Origin of the sequence: Pelomonas caseinilytica, assembly GCF_021353235.1 — a bacterium.
Classification (GTDB): Bacteria; Pseudomonadota; Gammaproteobacteria; order Burkholderiales; family Burkholderiaceae_C; genus Pelomonas; species Pelomonas caseinilytica.
Genome location: NZ_JAJTWT010000003.1, coordinates 19,923 through 35,879, shown reverse-complemented (window position 1 = coordinate 35,879; position 15,957 = coordinate 19,923). Strand labels below are relative to the sequence as shown.

At 70.2% G+C, this 15,957-nt stretch carries 17 protein-coding genes; 9 read left to right on the top strand and 8 right to left on the bottom strand.

Features of this window, described 5'->3' with window-relative positions:
- Window positions 1-50: 50 nt before the first annotated feature.
- The 5 genes from LXT12_RS07540 to LXT12_RS07520 all read left to right on the top strand — a co-directional run bounded on the left by LXT12_RS07540 (window position 51) and on the right by LXT12_RS07520 (window position 5,629).
- On the top strand, window positions 51-1,520 hold the full coding sequence (locus tag LXT12_RS07540) for an NCS1 family nucleobase:cation symporter-1 (protein ID WP_233390871.1): 1,470 nt from the start codon (window positions 51-53) through the stop codon (window positions 1,518-1,520).
- Window positions 1,517-2,968 carry a dihydropyrimidinase gene (gene hydA, locus LXT12_RS07535; RefSeq protein WP_233390870.1) on the top strand — a complete coding sequence of 484 codons (1,452 nt, stop codon included), beginning with the start codon at window positions 1,517-1,519 and terminating at the stop codon, window positions 2,966-2,968. The genes LXT12_RS07540 and hydA overlap by 4 nt, the downstream gene beginning before the upstream one ends.
- 112 nt (window positions 2,969-3,080) lie before the next feature.
- Complete coding sequence (locus LXT12_RS07530; protein ID WP_233390869.1) at window positions 3,081-4,337, top strand: Zn-dependent hydrolase; 1,257 nt, start codon at window positions 3,081-3,083, stop codon at window positions 4,335-4,337.
- Window positions 4,338-4,532: 195 nt separating this feature from the next.
- Window positions 4,533-5,225, top strand: coding sequence for a DUF433 domain-containing protein (locus tag LXT12_RS07525; RefSeq protein ID WP_233390868.1), 693 nt, complete (start codon window positions 4,533-4,535; stop codon window positions 5,223-5,225).
- Entirely contained in the window at window positions 5,222-5,629 is a 408-nt protein-coding gene (locus LXT12_RS07520) for a PIN-like domain-containing protein (protein ID WP_233390867.1), read from the top strand. The genes LXT12_RS07525 and LXT12_RS07520 overlap by 4 nt, the downstream gene beginning before the upstream one ends.
- 91 nt (window positions 5,630-5,720) lie before the next feature.
- Here LXT12_RS07520 and ilvD read toward each other — a convergent pair whose 3' ends face one another.
- Window positions 5,721-7,580 (bottom strand): dihydroxy-acid dehydratase, encoded by a 1,860-nt coding sequence (ilvD, locus tag LXT12_RS07515; protein WP_233390866.1) that lies wholly within the window; start codon window positions 7,578-7,580, stop codon window positions 5,721-5,723.
- A 307-nt stretch (window positions 7,581-7,887) separates the two neighbouring features.
- Window positions 7,888-8,562, bottom strand: coding sequence for a type IV pili methyl-accepting chemotaxis transducer N-terminal domain-containing protein (locus tag LXT12_RS07510; RefSeq protein ID WP_233390864.1), 675 nt, complete (start codon window positions 8,560-8,562; stop codon window positions 7,888-7,890).
- A gap of 198 nt (window positions 8,563-8,760) precedes the next feature.
- Here LXT12_RS07510 and LXT12_RS07505 point away from each other — a divergent pair, with 198 nt between their 5' ends.
- Window positions 8,761-9,201 (top strand): hypothetical protein, encoded by a 441-nt coding sequence (locus tag LXT12_RS07505; RefSeq protein ID WP_233390863.1) that lies wholly within the window; start codon window positions 8,761-8,763, stop codon window positions 9,199-9,201.
- On the opposite strand, the gene LXT12_RS07500 is transcribed toward LXT12_RS07505, so the two are convergent.
- The 5 genes from LXT12_RS07500 to LXT12_RS07480 all read right to left on the bottom strand — a co-directional run bounded on the left by LXT12_RS07500 (window position 9,202) and on the right by LXT12_RS07480 (window position 12,457).
- A complete protein-coding gene (locus tag LXT12_RS07500) occupies window positions 9,202-10,347 on the bottom strand; it encodes a methionine aminotransferase (protein ID WP_233390862.1) in 1,146 nt (381 codons plus the stop codon). It lies immediately after the preceding gene.
- A 30-nt stretch (window positions 10,348-10,377) separates the two neighbouring features.
- Window positions 10,378-10,980: a hypothetical protein gene (locus LXT12_RS07495; protein WP_233390861.1), complete on the bottom strand. Its 603-nt coding sequence runs from the start codon at window positions 10,978-10,980 to the stop codon at window positions 10,378-10,380.
- A gap of 157 nt (window positions 10,981-11,137) precedes the next feature.
- Window positions 11,138-11,491, bottom strand: coding sequence for a carboxymuconolactone decarboxylase family protein (locus LXT12_RS07490; protein ID WP_233390859.1), 354 nt, complete (start codon window positions 11,489-11,491; stop codon window positions 11,138-11,140).
- Between the two features lie 97 nt (window positions 11,492-11,588).
- Window positions 11,589-12,047: a DUF1440 domain-containing protein gene (locus tag LXT12_RS07485; protein WP_233390857.1), complete on the bottom strand. Its 459-nt coding sequence runs from the start codon at window positions 12,045-12,047 to the stop codon at window positions 11,589-11,591.
- Entirely contained in the window at window positions 12,044-12,457 is a 414-nt protein-coding gene (locus tag LXT12_RS07480; RefSeq protein ID WP_233390855.1) for a VOC family protein, read from the bottom strand. Before LXT12_RS07480 ends, LXT12_RS07485 begins: the two co-directional genes overlap by 4 nt.
- Window positions 12,458-12,587: 130 nt before the next feature.
- Here LXT12_RS07480 and LXT12_RS07475 point away from each other — a divergent pair, with 130 nt between their 5' ends.
- Genes LXT12_RS07475 through LXT12_RS07465 form a run of 3 tightly spaced genes read left to right on the top strand, consistent with a single transcriptional unit; the run spans window position 12,588 to window position 14,889 of the window.
- A complete protein-coding gene (locus LXT12_RS07475; RefSeq protein ID WP_233390853.1) occupies window positions 12,588-13,181 on the top strand; it encodes an RNA polymerase sigma factor in 594 nt (197 codons plus the stop codon).
- Complete coding sequence (locus LXT12_RS07470) at window positions 13,178-13,693, top strand: hypothetical protein (RefSeq protein WP_233390851.1); 516 nt, start codon at window positions 13,178-13,180, stop codon at window positions 13,691-13,693. Before LXT12_RS07475 ends, LXT12_RS07470 begins: the two co-directional genes overlap by 4 nt.
- 20 nt (window positions 13,694-13,713) lie before the next feature.
- Window positions 13,714-14,889 carry a hypothetical protein gene (locus tag LXT12_RS07465; protein ID WP_233390850.1) on the top strand — a complete coding sequence of 392 codons (1,176 nt, stop codon included), beginning with the start codon at window positions 13,714-13,716 and terminating at the stop codon, window positions 14,887-14,889.
- Window positions 14,890-14,902: 13 nt separating this feature from the next.
- Here the strand turns inward: LXT12_RS07465 and LXT12_RS07460 are convergent, their stop codons facing one another.
- Entirely contained in the window at window positions 14,903-15,955 is a 1,053-nt protein-coding gene (locus LXT12_RS07460; protein ID WP_233390849.1) for a homocysteine S-methyltransferase family protein, read from the bottom strand.
- Between the last annotated feature and the right edge of the window lie 2 nt (window positions 15,956-15,957).

Below are 15,957 nucleotides of genomic sequence, written 5' to 3'. Positions count from 1 at the left end.
TCTCTGTGCCTCTGTGACTCTGTGGTTGCATTTCAATGCCGGAGCCGCCCATGACCGCGCCCACGCTGAGCAACCCTGATCTCGTCCCGACGACAGCCGCTCAGCGCACCTGGCGCTGGTACCACTTCGCGGCGCTGTGGGTGGGCATGGTGATGTGCATCCCGGCCTACACGCTGGCGGCCAGCCTCATCGAGTCGGGCATGAGCTGGAGCCAGGCGGTGGGTACGGTCTTCCTGGGCAACCTCATCGTGCTCGTGCCCATGCTGCTGATCGGGCATGCCGGCGCCAAGTACGGCATCCCGTATGCGGTGCTGGCCCGGGCCTCTTTCGGCACGCAGGGCGCGCGGCTGCCGGCCCTGCTGCGGGCGCTGGTGGCCTGCGGCTGGTACGGCATCCAGACGTGGTTCGGCGGCCAGATGATCTTCACGTTGGCCGGCGTGCTGCTGGGCCACCCGCTGGCGGGCGACCCGCTGCCTGGCCTGGGCATCAGCGCCGCGCAGTTCGGCTGCTTCCTGCTCTTCTGGGCGCTGCAGTTCTGGTTCGTCGTGCACGGCATCGACGCCATCCGCAAGCTCGAGACCTACACGGCGCCGATCAAGATCGTCATCTGCTTCGTGCTGCTGTGGTGGGCCTGGGACAGGGCGGGCGGCTTCGGGCCCATCCTCGACCAGCCCTCGGCCTTCGTCGAAGGCGGCAGGAAGGCAGGCCAGTTCTCGGCCGTGTTCTGGCCCTCGCTGACCGCGATGGTGGGCTTCTGGGCGACGCTGGCGCTGAACATCCCCGACTTCACCCGCTTCGCCCGGAGCCAGCGCGACCAGCTCGTCGGCCAGGCCATCGGCCTGCCGGCGCCCATGGGCCTGCTCGCCGCGCTGGCCGTCTTCGTCACCTCGGCCACCGTCGTCATCTACGGCAAGGCGCTGTGGGACCCGGTGGACCTGGCCAGCCGCATGACGGGGGCTGCCGTGCTGGTCGCCCTCATCGTGCTGTTGATCGACACCGTCAGCGTCAACCTCGCGGCCAACCTCGTCGGCCCGGCCTATGACTTCTCGGCGCTCGCGCCGGGCCGCATCAGCTACAAGGCCGGCGGCATCCTCACCTGCGTCATCGCCATCGTCATGATGCCGTGGAAGATCCTGGCCTCCACCGAGGGCTACATCTTCACCTGGCTGATCGGTTATTCGGCCCTGCTCGGACCCGTGGCCGGCATCCTCATCGTCGACTACTACCTGCTGCGCAAGACCGAGCTGGTCGTGGACGAGCTCTATGTCGAAGGTGGCCGCTACAGCTACCGCGGCGGCTGGAACCTGGCCGCCCTGCTGGCCTTCGCCGTGGGCGTCGCGCCCAACGTGCCCGGCTTCCTGAACGCCGCCTTCCCGGCCGCCTTCCCCGAGGTCGGTGCTGCCTTCAAGGCCATCTACACCTATGCCTGGTTCGCCGGGCTGGCCCTGGCCGCCGTCGTCTACGGCGTGCTGATGATGGGCAAGGCCCAACCCCAAACGCTCACAAGGAGCGCCACATGACCTCTCCCCTGCTGATCCGCGGCGCCGTCGTCGTCAACGCCGACGCCGAATCCCGCTCCGACGTGCTCTGCGTCGACGGCCGCATCGCCGCCCTGGGCGAACGCGCCGTGCGCGAGGCTCCGGCGGGCACGACGACGCTGGACGGCACCGGCCAGTACCTGCTGCCCGGCGGCATCGACCCGCACACCCACATGCAGCTGCCCTTCATGGGCACGGTGACGCAGGACGACTTCTTCACCGGCACGGCCGCGGCCCTGGCCGGCGGCACGACGAGCATCATCGACTTCGTCATCCCCAACCCGCAACAGCCGCTGATGGACGCCTACCGCACCTGGCGCGGCTGGGCCGAGAAGGCCGCGGCGGACTACGCCTTCCACGTGGCCGTGACCTGGTGGGACCAGAGCGTCAGCGCCGACATGGGCACCCTTGTGCGCGAGGAGGGCGTGAACAGCTTCAAGCACTTCATGGCCTACAAGAACGCCATCATGTGCGACGACGAGACGCTGGTGAACAGCTTCAAGCGTGCGCTCGAACTCGGCGCCATGCCGACGGTGCACGCCGAGAACGGCGAGCTCGTCTACCTGCTGCAGGCCGAGGTGGCCAAGATGGGCATCACCGGCCCGGAAGGCCACCCGCTGTCGCGCCCGCCCATGGTCGAGGGCGAGGCCGCCAACCGGGCCATCGCCATCGCCGACGTGCTGGGCGTGCCCATCTACGTCGTGCACGTCAGCTGCATCGAGAGCGCCGAGGCCATCGCACGGGCCCGGGCGCGCGGCCAGCGCGTGTACGGCGAGGTGCTGGCCGGCCACCTGCTGATTGATGACAGCGTCTACCGCGACCCCGACTTCGCCACCGCCGCGGCCTATGTGATGAGCCCGCCCTTCCGGCCCAAGATCCACCAGGAGTTCCTGTGGCGCGGCCTGCAAAGCGGCCAGCTGCACACCACCGCCACCGACCACTGCACCTTCTGTGCCGCGCAGAAGGCCGCCGGCCTCGACAACTTCGCCAAGATCCCCAACGGCTGCGGCGGAGTGGAGGAGCGCATGGCGGTGCTGTGGGATGCCGGCGTGAATTCCGGCCGCCTCACGCCCAGCGAGTTCGTCGCCGTCACGTCTGCCAACGCCGCCAAGCTCTTCAACATGTACCCCCGCAAGGGCGTGATCGCCGAAGGCGCCGACGCCGACCTCGTGCTGTGGGACCCGGCCGGCATCAAGACCCTGAGCGCCAAGACCCAGTTCTCGAAGAACGACTTCAACATCTTCGAGGGCCGCACCGTGCGCGGCATTCCCAGCCACACCATCGCCCAGGGCCGCGTCGTCTTCGCCCGCGGCGAGCTGCGCGCCGAGCAAGGCCGGGGCCGCTACCTGAAGCGCCCGCCCTTCGGCCCGCAGTTCGACGCGGCCATCAAGCGAGCGGCCGATCTGGCCCCCACGGCCGTCGCTCGCTGAGGCCCATTGAACACAGCCACAGAGACACAGAGAGGCCCAGATGGCGCGCATGATGAGACCTCCTCTGTGTCTCTGTGCCTCTGTGGCTTTGTTTTGAATTGAGGACCACGCGATGGACACCGCCGTCACCAAGCCCAACGTCACCCAACTCCGCATCAACGGCCAACGCCTCTGGGATTCGCTGATGGAGCTGGCCAAGATCGGCGCCACCGAGAAAGGCGGCGTCTGCCGCCTGACACTCACCGACCTCGACAAGCAGGGCCGGGACCTCGTCACCCGCTGGGCGCGCGAGGCCGGTATGACCGTCACCGTCGACCAGATCGGCAACGCCTTCATGCGCCGCGCCGGACGCGACAACAGCCTGCCGCCCATCATGACCGGCAGCCACATCGACACCCAGCCCACCGGCGGCAAGTTCGACGGCAACTACGGCGTGCTCGCTGGCATCGAGGTCGTGCGCACGCTCAACGACCACGGCATCCAGACCGAGGCTCCCATCGAGGTGGCCTTCTGGACCAACGAGGAAGGCTCGCGCTTCGTGCCCGTGATGATGGGCTCGGGCGTGTTCGCCAAGGCCTTCACGCTGGAGCACGCCTACGCCGCGACCGATACCGAGGGCAAGACGGTGAAGGGCGAGCTGGAGCGCATCGGCTACATCGGCGACCAGGTGCCGGGCGACCACCCCATCGGCGCCTACTTCGAGACCCACATCGAGCAGGGCCCGGTGCTGGAGGACCACGACACCACCATCGGCGTTGTCACCGGCGTGCTGGGCATCCGCTGGTACGACTGCGTCGTCACCGGCATGGAAGCCCACGCCGGCCCCACGCCCATGGCCTTGCGCAAGGACGCGCTGCAGGTGGCCACCAAGCTCATGCAGGAGGTCGTCGCCTGCGCCCACCGCCACCCGCCGCACGGCCGCGGCACGGTGGGCATGGTGCAGGTGCACCCCAACAGCCGCAACGTCATCCCCGGCCGCGTGAAGTTCAGCATCGACCTGCGCAACGCCACCGACCAACTTTGCGACGCGATGGACGCTGACATCCGCGCGGTGGCCGCGAAGCTCGCCGCCGAGTCGGGCCTGGCCATCGAGATCACCCCCGTCAGCGCCTACCCGGCCCAGCCCTTCCACAAGGACTGCATCGCCGCCGTGCAGAAGGCGGCCGACGCGCTGGGCTACAGCAACATGCCCGCCGTCTCCGGCGCCGGCCACGACGCCGTCTACATGGCCCGCCTGGCTCCGGCCGGCATGATCTTCATCCCCTGCAAGGACGGCATCAGCCACAACGAGATCGAGGACGCCAAGCCGGAGCACATCGAGGCGGGGTGCAATGTGTTGTTGCAGGCGATGCTGGAAAGGGCGGGCTGATCTGGCCGCATGGCACCGCCTTCCAAAACATCAAAGAGCACGAGCGGCGTCGGCCTGTGGACGCAAGACCGCCTTCAGCGGAGAAACCGGCAAATTGCTAAACTGATCTATAGCGGCGCAAAGCGCTCGCAGGCGGTGTGAAGGCGATCTTCTCGCCAAGGGAGATACCCGGCGATGACTCAACTCGGACTCGGCATGTACACGCTGACGGATGCTGCGCGGCTGATCCATGGCGATCGTCGTGCCATCAAGCGCTGGCTGTATGGCTACGACTACTCGAGTCGCAAGGGTGGAGATCGCATACACCGCCATGCCAATCCACTGTGGACACCACAGTATCAAGCGGACGACTTTCACGAGAATGTGATCGGGTTCCAAGATTTGTTGGAACTGCGGGTGGTGCGCGAGTTCGTACGTCGCGGGGTACCACTGCTGGTTGTGCGCCGATGCCTGGAAGCGGCCTCCGAAATGTTCGGCGCCGACTACCCGTTCACCACTCGGCGATTTGTGACCGACGGCGCAACCATCTACCAAGAGGCATTGCGCGCAGGTGCTGACGACGATGAAGCGGAAGTGCTGGATCTACGGACTCGTCAATACGCGTTCCGGGAAATCATCAAAAGCTCGCTGTACGCCGGAATTGAGTACGACGGTGGCTTCGCGAGGCGCTGGTATCCCGAGCCGCGCAGTCGCATGGTCGTTATTGACCCAGTTCTTCAGTTCGGTCAGCCTGTGGTCGAGGAATCCGGCATTCCAACCGCCTCGCTCTATGCGAGCTATCTAGCCGAAAGCAGGAACAAAGCAGTAGTGGCAAGGCTCTTCGAGATCACGCCCAAGCAGGTTGAATCTGCGGTGCGGTTCGAGGAGAAACTTCTTCGGGCCGCTTGAAATTCCTGTTCGACAACAACTTGCCGCCCAGCCTCGCGCGGGGCATTGCCGAACTGTCAACATTCGATCCTGCAGTCGAGCAGGTGATTCCACTCAAGGACAAGTTCGCTGCGAACACACCTGATCCGGAGTGGTTGAGCGTACTGGCTGTCGAGGGCGGCTGGATCGTAGTGTCGATTGACCGATTCAAAAAATCCAAAGCCGAGCGCGAGATGCTGCGACGGCATGGCTTGACCGTTTTCGTGCTTGATCCGCAGTGGAGCAAACCGTACTGGATACAGGCTGCTCAACTCGTTCAGTGGTGGCCAAAGATCATCGAGGTCGCCAAGCTCACGTCAAGAACCGCGCTTCGGGTGCCCTGGCGCTTCACTAGCAAGAGCACGTTCGAGCAGATAAGGGCGTGAGCACCCAGCGATAAGGCACTTGCAGCCCTAAATGGGGCATTAGGCATCGTCCAACAGATTGGCACGCCCCTGTTTCGGAGCCTTACACCGATCACCCCTCCAGCTTGCTCAAATCCCTCACCGCCCCCTTGTCCGCCGACGTCGCCAGCAGCGCGTAGGCCTTGAGCGCGGCGCTCACCTTGCGCGGGCGGGCGTGAGCCGGCTTCCAGCCCTTGGCGTCCTGCTCGGCGCGGCGCTTCGCCAGTTCCTCGTCGCTGACCAGCACATCGATCGTGCGGTTGGGGATGTCGATGCGGATGCGGTCGCCGTTCCTCACCAGGCCGATGGCACCGCCCGCCGCCGCCTCGGGCGAGCAGTGGCCGATGGACAGGCCCGAGGTGCCGCCGGAGAAGCGGCCGTCGGTCAGCAGGGCGCAGGCCTTGCCCAGGCCCTTGCTCTTGATGTAGCTGGTCGGGTAGAGCATCTCCTGCATGCCAGGGCCGCCCTTGGGGCCCTCGTAGCGCACCACCACCACGTCGCCGGCCTTGACCGCGTCGTTGAGGATGTGGTCCACGGCTTCGTCCTGGCTCTCCACGACGTGAGCGGGGCCCTCGAAGACGAGCAGGGCGTCGTCCACGCCCGCGGTCTTCACGACGCAGCCGTCCACCGCGATGTTGCCGCGCAGCACGGCGAGGCCGCCTTCCTTGCTGAAGGCATGCTCGAAGGAGCGGATGCAGCCTTCGGCGCGATCCAGGTCCAGGCTGGGCCAGCGGCAGTCCTGGCTGAAGGCCACCTGCGTCGGGATGCCGGCCGGGCCGGCCAGGTAGAAGGTCCTGACGGCTTCGTCGGTGGTGACGGCCACGTCCCACTGCGCCAGCGCGTCGGCCATGGTCGGCGCATGCACCGTGGGCACGTCGGTGTGCAGCTTGCCGGCCCGCGCCAGCTCGCCCAGGATGGCCATGATGCCGCCGGCGCGGTGCACGTCCTCGATGTGGTACTTGTTGGTGTTGGGCGCCACCTTGCACAGCTGCGGCACGTGGCGCGACATGCGGTCGATGTCGGCCATGGTGAAGTCGATGCCCGCCTCCTGGGCGATGGCCAGCAGGTGCAGGATGGTGTTGGTGGAGCCGCCCATCGCGATGTCCAGCGCGATGGCGTTCTCGAAGGCCTTGAAGCCGACGGCGCGCGGCAGCACGCGCTCATCGCCCTCCTCGTAGTAGCGGCGGCACAGGTCCAGCACGGTGCGGCCCGCGCGCTTGAAGAGCTGCTCGCGGTCGGCATGCGTGGCCACCACGGTGCCGTTGCCCGGCAGGCTCAGGCCCAGGGCTTCGGTCAGGCAGTTCATGGAGTTGGCGGTGAACATGCCCGAGCAGCTGCCGCAGGTGGGGCAGGCCGAGCGCTCGACCTCGGCGAGGTCGGCATCGCTGACCTTGCTGTCGGCGGCCATGACCATGGCGTCGATGAGGTCCAGCTTCCTGATCTCGACCTTGGCCGTGCCGGGCACCGCCAGGCGCGCCTTGCCGGCCTCCATCGGGCCGCCGGAGACGAACACGACGGGGATGTTGAGCCGCATCGCGGCCATCAGCATGCCGGGTGTGATCTTGTCGCAGTTGGAGATGCACACCAGCGCGTCGGCGCAGTGGGCGTTGACCATGTACTCGACCGAGTCGGCAATGATGTCGCGGCTGGGCAGCGAATACAGCATGCCGTCGTGGCCCATGGCGATGCCGTCGTCCACGGCGATGGTGTTGAACTCCTTGGCCACGCCGCCCGCGGCCTCGATCTCGCGGGCCACCAGCTGGCCCATGTCCTTCAGGTGCACATGCCCGGGCACGAACTGGGTGAAGGAGTTGGCGATGGCGACGATGGGCTTGGAGAAGTCGTCGTCCTTCATGCCCGTGGCGCGCCACAGCGAGCGGGCGCCCGCCATGTTGCGGCCGGCGGTGGAGGTCTTGGAACGGTAGGTGGGCATGGCGGAGCCTGTGCGGTGCGGATCGGGAACCGCCGATTTTCCGGCAGTCGGCCCGCCGCGTCTCGCGCCCGGGGACTATCCGGCGCCCGCCGAAAGCTCGGTTGCGCCATGCCGAACGCTCGGAGTCGGCTCATGGCCCCAGGTGTCCAGGGAATCCCGCATCTTGCGGGCCGAGCGCTGGGCCGCTCCCGAGCCGGCCCGCACTGGCGATGCTTGCGGCTCGATGCCGCAAGCATCGCCGCCCCCTCGGGGGGCGGACCAGACACGCGCCGCGTTCAGCGCGCGGGGTTGGGCCGGGGGTTTCACTTCAAGCCGCCGCGCTCCGCACCGCCTCCCGCACCAGGCCGTCGAGCTTGCCCGTGATCTGCGTCAGCTCACCGGAGACGACGGCGAACTCCCGGCCCGAGGCACCAGCCCGGGCCGCCACCACCTGGGCGTTGAAGGACACGATGCGCGCGTGCTTGGCGATCAGCTCGATGTCGCCCATGACGGCGCTCAGCTGGCGCTTGGCCGAGGCGGCCTGCTGGCGGGCCAGGTCCTCGTAGATCTGCGTCAGCCGGTTCAGGGTGGCCAGCAGCGGCGTGGCGGCCTCCACCAGCGACTCCAGCAGCGTCGGCGCGCCGGGCGACGCGGCGGCGATGGCGTCCAGCGTGCGTCCGGCCAGGGCGATGAAGGCGTCGATGCGGGCCTGGGCGCCGTCCGCGCCGAAGTAGGCTGCGGCCAGGTCGCCGCCCAGGGCCTCGGGCGAGAGCTCGCCCTGGAGCAGGGCGCCGTGCGCCTCGCCGAAGGTCGCGAGGGCGTCGCGGGCCGTCGCCAGCGCGCCCTCGCGCCCTTGGGCGGCGAGCACGGCATAGAGCACCACGCGCTGGGACGTGAAACGGCGCCGGCCCGACAGGTTGATGGTCTTGCCGAAGAGCTCGCCCGAGGCCGCCGGCGCGGTGCGCCGTGCGGCGGGCTGGAGTGCACGAAGATGGTGCGGCATGGCGGGTCTTTCGTGATCTGCGTCACGACCGGCGCCGCCCGCGGCGAACGCACCGGTCCTGCAGCTTCAGGGTTAGCACGGGCCATGCCAGTGCCGGCGGCGCCGCCGATTCACGGCGTTACCAAAATCCCCACAAACGGGGACATCCGGGAACGGCCGCCCCGAAAAGAATCTCATGCCGTCCACCAGGAGGAACGAATGCGATTGAAACGCCTGTGCCTGCCCCTCGCCCTGCCCATGGCCTTGCTGCTCGCCCTGCCCCCGGCCCAGGCCGACGCCGTCACGGCCGCGGCCAAGCTCTCGCAGGCCCTGGGCGTGCCCGGGCTGCAGGTCAAGGCCGTGCCCAAGCGGCGCGCGGCCCAGGTGCACCAGGACTACGCCGTCACCGACGGCTCGGGCAAGGACATCGCGTCCATCATCCAGGCGCCCGCGGCCAGCTTCTCGGACTGGAAGCAGGTGCCCGACTTCCAGGCCCTGACGGGCGTGGGCCAGGAGGCCTATGCCCGCCCGGAGATCGACCAGCTCTGCGCCCGCAGCGCCACCGGCGCCGCCTGCCTGACCCTGGTGCCCGGCGCCTTCCCGGCCGGCAAGAAGCCGTCGCTGGAGCAGCGCAAGGCGGCCCTGGCGGCGCTGATCTGATCAGCCCAGCCGGGCCAGCCGGCCGGCCGCCTGGGCCAGCGTCTCGTCGCGCTTGGCGAAGCAGAAGCGCACGTGGCGGCGCTCCTGGGGCCGCTGGTAGAAGACCGACAGCGGGATGGCCGCGACGCCGATCTCTGTCGTGAGCCAGCGGGCGAAGTCGGCCTCGGCCAGCTTGGACACGGCCGAATAGTCGACCGTCTGGAAATACGTGCCCTCGCAGGGCAGCAGCTTCAGCGGCGTGGCGGCGAGCGCCGCGCGGAAGGCGTCACGCTTGGCCTCGTAGAAGCCGCCCAGGCCCTGCCACGGCGCGGGGTCGGCGAGGTAGGCCGCCAGGGCATGCTGCGTCGGCGTGTGCACGGTGAACACCGTGTACTGGTGCAGGCGGCGGAAGGCGGCGGAGAGGGCCGGCGGCGCGGCCACGAAGCCGACCTTCCAGCCCGTCACGTGGAAGGTCTTGCCGAAGCTGCCGATGAGGAAGGCCCGCTCGCTCAGGCAGGGGCGGCGGGCGACGCTCTCGTGGCGGGCGCCGTCGAACACCATGTGCTCGTAGACCTCGTCGCTGACGACGAAGAGGTCGTGCGCCTCGGCCAGGCGCTCCAGCTCGTCGAGGTCCTCGGCCGTGGCGACGCGGCCACTCGGGTTGTGCGGCGTGTTCAGCACCAGGGCGCGGGTGCGCGGCGTGACGGCGGCGCGCACCGCCGTCCAGTCGATGCGGTAGTCGGCCGTCATGGGCACGCCCACGGGCACCCCGCCGGCGAGGCGGATGGCCGGGTCGTAGCTGTCGTAGGCCGGTTCGATGATGACGACTTCGTCGCCCGTGCCGACACAGGCCTGCAGGGCGGTGAACAGGCCCTGGGTGCCGCCGGCGGTGATGGTGACGTCGCGGTCGGCGTCGTAGGCCGATCCGTACAGGTCGTTGAGCTTGGCGGCCACGGCCTGCCGCAGGGCCGGCACGCCGGTCATGGGCGGGTACTGGTTGTGGCCCGCGGTCATGGCGTCGGTGAGGGCCTGCAGCAGGGCCGGGTCGGCGGCGAAGTCCGGGAAGCCCTGGCCGAGGTTGACGGCGCCATGCTCGGCGGCCAGCGCCGACATGACGGTGAAGATGGTGGTGCCGGCCTGGGGCAGCTTGGCGGGGAGTGCGGGCATGGCCGCATTCTGCCGGCCGTGCCCGCGCCCTCAGTGGCCCCGCTCCAGCGGGTCGTAGCGCTGGCCGCGCAGCAGAGCCAGGGGCGAGCGCCAGTAGATGTCGACGTTATGGAGCGGGTCGGTCAGGACCTTGGTCACCCACGCCAGCCCCCAGCTCGGGCTGCGCAGCACGGCCAGTTGCAGGCCGCGCAGCGCCAGCCCGGATGCGCCGAGCATCAGCCAGGCCAGGCCGACGTCGTGCAGGTAGCCCGCGCGGCCGACCGCCGGCTCGATGAGGCCGAAGAGGCTGGGCGACAGGGCCAGCAGCACCGGCACCGTCAGCCACACGCCGATGAGCACGGCCTTGCGGCGCATGTTGTAGCCCGCCTTGATGGCCTCCTTGTGCGCGTCGGTGGCCCGGTTGAGATGGTCGTAGCCGCGGGGCTCGAAGAAGATGTGGCCGCTCTGGCGGGTGACCATGCCCACGCACCACCCGACCCAGGCCGCCGCGGCCGGGTCGACGAAGAGCAATGCATAGCCGACCAGGAAGCTGATCGCGCTGATCAGGTGCAGGGTCTGGTTGATGCGGCACTGGTGGTAGTAGCGATGGTCGTCCCAGCGCAGGGTACGGACCTGGTCCCAGAACATGGACATGCGAAAGCCTCCTCGACACGCAAGACGCGTGGCCGCAAGCCTGAGAGGACCGCATGAAATTCCGGTGACGCCCCGCGCGGCGGACGCGGCGAATCGGCCCGGGCTTGATCCGGCTCAAGCCCGGCGCACCCGGTCACGGTGGTGTCATGCCGTGGCTTTACTGCGCCGCGTGGCCGCCGCACTGGTCGAAGGCGTCGAGGGCGCGGGCGGCATACATCAGCGACGGCCCGCCGCCCATGTAGACGCACACGCCGAGCATCTCCTCCAGCTCCGCGCGGCTGCAGCCCAGCTTGACGAGGGCCTCGGCATGGAAGGCCAGGCAGGGGTCGCAGCGCGCGGCCACGCTCAGGGCCATGGCGATGAGTTCCTTGGCCTTGCCGTCCAGCGCGCCGGGCTTCATGGCCGCATGCGAGAGGGCGCCGAAGCCCCGCGTGGTGTCGGGGATGTCGGCCCGCAGCTGGGCGAGGGTGGCGGTGATGTCGGCGGCGAGGGTGCGGTAGGGGGTCGTCATGGCAGGCTCCGGGAACAACGGGAGCCATGCTCACCGCAGCGGGCGGCGCGGGCCTTGACGTGGCGCAAGCGGCGGCGGACGCGGGCTGGGCAGGCGGTCAGCCGCGGGCCGGCGCGCCGAGCAGGCAGCGTCGCGCCGCGAGGGCGATCGGCAGCCCGAACAACAGCGCATGCGCGGCCAGCACGGCCACGTCCAGGCGCAGCGGCCAGGCGCGGGTGTGCAGGGCCGACAGCGGCAGCACGACGCAGTTCATGCCCAGGTACACGACGAGGCCGAAGGCCGCGCCGGCCACGCCGGCCTGGCGCAGCAGGCCCGGCAGCCGCTGCCCCGCCAGACAGAACAGCGCGGCCCAGGTCAGTGCGATGGCGTAGTGCAGGCCCACACCCAGCGCGAAGGTGGCAGCACCCCCGGCGTAGGCGCCCTCGCGGCCGATGAGGCCGGCGGCGACGTTCTGGAAGACCTTGAGCTTCATGCCGTAGTAACCGAGCGCAAAGACGAGGTCGCCGGTGCCGGCCAACAGCCCACCCCAGGCGATGGCGCGGGCCAGCGGCTTCATGCCACCGGCCCCGGCGGCCCCTTCAGCTCGACGACGTTGCCCTCCGGGTCGCTCAGGTAGATGGACGGGCCCTCCCCCTCCGCGCCGTAGCGGCTCTCGGTCTTGCCGGCCTCGACGCCCCGGGCGGCGAGGTGGGCGCGCAGGGCCGCCTCGTCGAAGGGCTCGACGCGCAGGCAGAAGTGGTCGAGGTTGCGGCCCTCGCGGCCCGGCGCCGCGCCGCCCATGCGGCCGAGCTTGCCGTCGACGGGGACGAGGTCGATGAGGGAGCGGCCGGCGCGCAGCTGCACGAGGCCGATCTCGTCCTGGCGGCGCTCGACCGCGCAGCCCAGGGTGTCGACGTAGAAGCGGACCATGGCGTCGAGGTCGACGACGCGCAGCACGAGGTGGTCCAGGCCTTGGAGCTTGATCATGCGGCGAGCATGAAGCCCCGCCCGCCCCGTGCCGGAAGTGACGACGGGTTTGTCCGGAGTAACGCCCCAGCCCCTTCACGCTCAATAGGGGCATGCAACTTCCGCAGGCCCCTTCCCCATGTGGTCAGGCATGAGCTGGCTGACGCGCCTCGGCTTCGTCGCCCCGGCCGCCGCTGCCGGCACGGACGAAGCCGCGCTGCTGGCCCGCGTGACGGCCGGCGACGCCGAGGCCCTGGCCCTGCTGTACCGGCGGGAGAGCGGTTCGGTCTACCGCTACGCCCTGGCCCTGGGCGGCGACGAAGCAGCGGCGCTGGACGCCGTGCAGGAGGCCTTCGCCCAGCTGCTGCGCGGGCCGCAGCGCTTCGAGCCGGGCCGGGGATCCCTGGGCGCCTATCTGGCCGGCATGGCCCGCCACCAGTTGCTGGGCCAGTGGCGCGACGCGCGGCGCCACGTGCCGCTGGACGACGCTGCCGAGGACGAGGCCGAGCCCCTCCCCGGCAGCGACGCGAACCTGGACGGCGAGCAGCGGCACAGCCGGCTCTGGGCGGCCATACGCCGCCTGAGCTGGCCGCAGCGCGAAGCCCTGGTCCTCGTCGACCTGCAGGAACGCTCCTACGACGAGGCCGCCGCCATCGCCGGCGTCAGCGCCGACGTGCTTCGCACGCGGCTGCATCGCGCCCGCCAGCGCCTGGCCGACCTGCTCGGAGCGGGAGAACGACCATGAACCACGACGACGACGCCACGCCCGCCTGGCTGCGCCCGGCCCGCGAAGAACTCGCGCGCCGGCAGCCCGCCGCCGAGCAGGACGCGGCCGTGCTGGCCCGGCTGGTGGCGCTGCAGCGCACCCAACGCCCGCGCGGCGCCCCGGCCTCCCGCGACGCGCCGGGCTGGCTGCGCGGCCTGGCCTGGAGCGGCGGTGCGCTGGGGGCCACCGCGGCCCTGCTGCTGTGCGCCATGCTGCTGCTGGATCCACCGGGCGGCGGCAGCGGCGGCCAGGCCCGGGCGGCCACGCCGGCAGGCAGCGGCTTCATCCCGCTGGTGCCTGAAGGCGAGCTCCGCGACACCCTGGCCGCCGGCCGCAGCGCCGCCGTCTGGCTGCAGCCGGCCGAGCTGCCGCGCGAGCGCCTGGCCCTGCTGGGCCTGCCCTTCGACGCCGCCCGGGCCGACGAGCCGGTGCGGGCCGAACTGATGCTGAACCCGAGCGGCCGGGTGCTGGCCGTGCGCATCCTGAACTGACGCCCCATGGAGAGACCCTCATGAACCGCCCCCTGTTGAACCTGTTCTGGTGCGGACTCGCGGCTTCGGCCGGTGCGCAGCCCGCCGAGACCCTGCAGCGCGACATCGAGCGCCAGGCGCAACGCCAGGTCCAGCTCGAGCTGCAGTCCCCCTTCGGCGGGACCGCCGAGCTGCCCCTGCAACTCGCCCTCGGCGACCAGGCCCTGGGCTTCGCCGGCCGCGAGCTGGAGGGTGAGCGCATCGTCAAGGGCGCGCCCTACTGCGCCACCGCCGTGCACGAGAACGTGCAGGTGCTGGCCGACGGCAACCGCATCGTGCGCCGCCAGCAGAGCCAGCTCTGCCGCGACGGCGAGGGCCGCACGCGCCGCGAGGTGCAGCGCGAGGGCGGACCGAAGGTGGTCTACCTGAACGACCCGGTCGCCAAGGAAAGCTGGGTGCTCTACCCCGACCAGAAGCGCGCCCAGCGGCTGCGCGGCCACGCCGCCTGGTCGCAGGGCGAGCATGACGCCGCCCTGTCGGCCTGGCAGGCCTCGATGCAGGAGTGGGGCGCGCGCATCAAGGAGCAGGCCGGACGCTGGAAGGAGTGGGGCGCGCGCGTCGCCGAACAGGCCCGCAGCGCCGACTCCGAGCGTGTGCGTGCCCGCGCCATGGCCGGCGAGCCGGGCGTCGTCATCGAACGCGAGCTCGTGCTGCCTGCGCCCGCCGCCTCGGGCGCGAGCGCGCCGGAACGCCGCCGCGAGCTGCGCGTCGTGCGCGCCAGCGAGATGCCGCCCATGCCCCCGATGCCACCCCTGCCCGCGGCGGCCATGGCCGTACCGGTGCCGCCCATGCCGCCCATGCCGCTGCTGCTGGGCGCCCCCCTGCTGCCGCGCGAAGGGGGCACGACGGCGGCCCTGCCGGGCAAGGAGATCGAAGGCCTCAAGGTCAATGGCGAGCGCACCACCTGGACCATCCCCGCCGGGCAGATCGGCAACGAGAAGCCCATCGTCATGAGCCGCGAGGTCTGGCGCAGCGCCGAGCTGATGCTGACCGTGATGAGCCGCGACGCCGACCCGCGCAGCGGCGAGCAGAACTACCGGCTCGAGAAGATCCGCCGCGGGGAGCCGGATGCCGCGCTGATGAAGCCGCCGGCCGACTACGCCGAGGCGCCCCGGCGCAGCGCGCGACCGGCCGCGAGCGCGCCGGGCAAGGGTTGAGGGCTGGGCTGCTTCAGGCCGCCGCCAGCATCTGGCTGAAGAACTTCTCGCCGCTCACCCGCGGCTTGTAGGCCGACACGGCCTTGGCGATGGCGGCGATGTGGTCGGGCGTGGTGCCGCAGCAGCCGCCGGCGATGTTGAGGAAGCCGGCCTGGGCGAACTCGCCCACCAGCCGCGCCGTGACGTCAGGCGTCTCGTCGAAGCCGGTGTCGCTCATCGGGTTGGGCAGGCCGGCGTTGGGGTAGCAGCTGACCGCCACCTCGCCGGCCACCTTGGACAGCTCCTCGATGTAGGGCCGCATCAGCGTGGCGCCGAGGGCGCAGTTCAGGCCGATGGCCAGGGGCCGGGCGTGGCGCACCGAGTGCCAGAAGGCCGTGACCGTCTGGCCCGAGAGGATGCGGCCTGAGGCGTCGGTGACGGTGCCGGAGATGATCACGGGCAGGCGCTCGCCGGTGGCTTCCATCAACTCGTCCAGCGCGAAGATGGCGGCCTTGGCGTTGAGCGTGTCGAAGATGGTCTCGACGAGGAAGAGGTCGGCGCCGCCGTCCAGCAGGCCCTTGGCCTGCTCGTAGTAGGCCGCGCGCAGGGTGTCAAAGTCGATGTTGCGCGCGCCGGGGTCGTTGACGTCGGGGCTGATGGAGGCGGTGCGCGGCGTGGGGCCAAGGGCGCCGGCCACGTAGCGCGGCTTGTCGGGCGTGCTGAACTTGTCGCAGGCGGCGCGGGCGATCTGCGCGGCCACGAGGTTCATCTCGTAGGCCAGCTCGGCCAGGCCGTAGTCTTCCTGCGCGACGGAGGTGGCGCCGAAGGTGTTGGTCTCGATGAGGTCGGCGCCGGCGGCGAGGTATTGCTCGTGGATCTCGCGGATGACGTCGGGCCGCGTGAACAGCAGCAGCTCGTTGTTGCCCTTGAGGTCCTTGGGGTGGTCCTTGAAGCGCTCGCCGCGGTAGTCCGCCTCGGTCAGCTTGTAGCGCTGGATCATGGTGCCCATCGCGCCGTCCAGGACGACGATGCGTTGCTGGAGCAGGGCCGGCAGGCCCTGGGCACGGGTGTAGGCGATGGGCTTCATGA

What these genes read in the sequence shown, in the direction of transcription:
- LXT12_RS07485 (WP_233390857.1), bottom strand. Translation starts at nt 12,047, where the DNA reads ATGAAGCCGCTGGCCCGCGCCATCGCCTGGGGTGGGCTGTTGGCCGGC.
- LXT12_RS07505 (WP_233390863.1), top strand. Translation starts at nt 8,761, where the DNA reads ATGCGATTGAAACGCCTGTGCCTGCCCCTCGCCCTGCCCATGGCCTTG.
- LXT12_RS07490 (WP_233390859.1), bottom strand. Translation starts at nt 11,491, where the DNA reads ATGACGACCCCCTACCGCACCCTCGCCGCCGACATCACCGCCACCCTC.
- LXT12_RS07465 (WP_233390850.1), top strand. Translation starts at nt 13,714, where the DNA reads ATGAACCGCCCCCTGTTGAACCTGTTCTGGTGCGGACTCGCGGCTTCG.
- LXT12_RS07530 (WP_233390869.1), top strand. Translation starts at nt 3,081, where the DNA reads ATGGACACCGCCGTCACCAAGCCCAACGTCACCCAACTCCGCATCAAC.
- LXT12_RS07460 (WP_233390849.1), bottom strand. Translation starts at nt 15,955, where the DNA reads ATGAAGCCCATCGCCTACACCCGTGCCCAGGGCCTGCCGGCCCTGCTC.
- LXT12_RS07540 (WP_233390871.1), top strand. Translation starts at nt 51, where the DNA reads ATGACCGCGCCCACGCTGAGCAACCCTGATCTCGTCCCGACGACAGCC.
- LXT12_RS07510 (WP_233390864.1), bottom strand. Translation starts at nt 8,562, where the DNA reads ATGCCGCACCATCTTCGTGCACTCCAGCCCGCCGCACGGCGCACCGCG.
- LXT12_RS07495 (WP_233390861.1), bottom strand. Translation starts at nt 10,980, where the DNA reads ATGTCCATGTTCTGGGACCAGGTCCGTACCCTGCGCTGGGACGACCAT.
- LXT12_RS07480 (WP_233390855.1), bottom strand. Translation starts at nt 12,457, where the DNA reads ATGATCAAGCTCCAAGGCCTGGACCACCTCGTGCTGCGCGTCGTCGAC.
- LXT12_RS07470 (WP_233390851.1), top strand. Translation starts at nt 13,178, where the DNA reads ATGAACCACGACGACGACGCCACGCCCGCCTGGCTGCGCCCGGCCCGC.
- LXT12_RS07500 (WP_233390862.1), bottom strand. Translation starts at nt 10,347, where the DNA reads ATGCCCGCACTCCCCGCCAAGCTGCCCCAGGCCGGCACCACCATCTTC.
- LXT12_RS07475 (WP_233390853.1), top strand. Translation starts at nt 12,588, where the DNA reads ATGAGCTGGCTGACGCGCCTCGGCTTCGTCGCCCCGGCCGCCGCTGCC.
- hydA (WP_233390870.1), top strand. Translation starts at nt 1,517, where the DNA reads ATGACCTCTCCCCTGCTGATCCGCGGCGCCGTCGTCGTCAACGCCGAC.
- ilvD (WP_233390866.1), bottom strand. Translation starts at nt 7,580, where the DNA reads ATGCCCACCTACCGTTCCAAGACCTCCACCGCCGGCCGCAACATGGCG.
- LXT12_RS07525 (WP_233390868.1), top strand. Translation starts at nt 4,533, where the DNA reads ATGTACACGCTGACGGATGCTGCGCGGCTGATCCATGGCGATCGTCGT.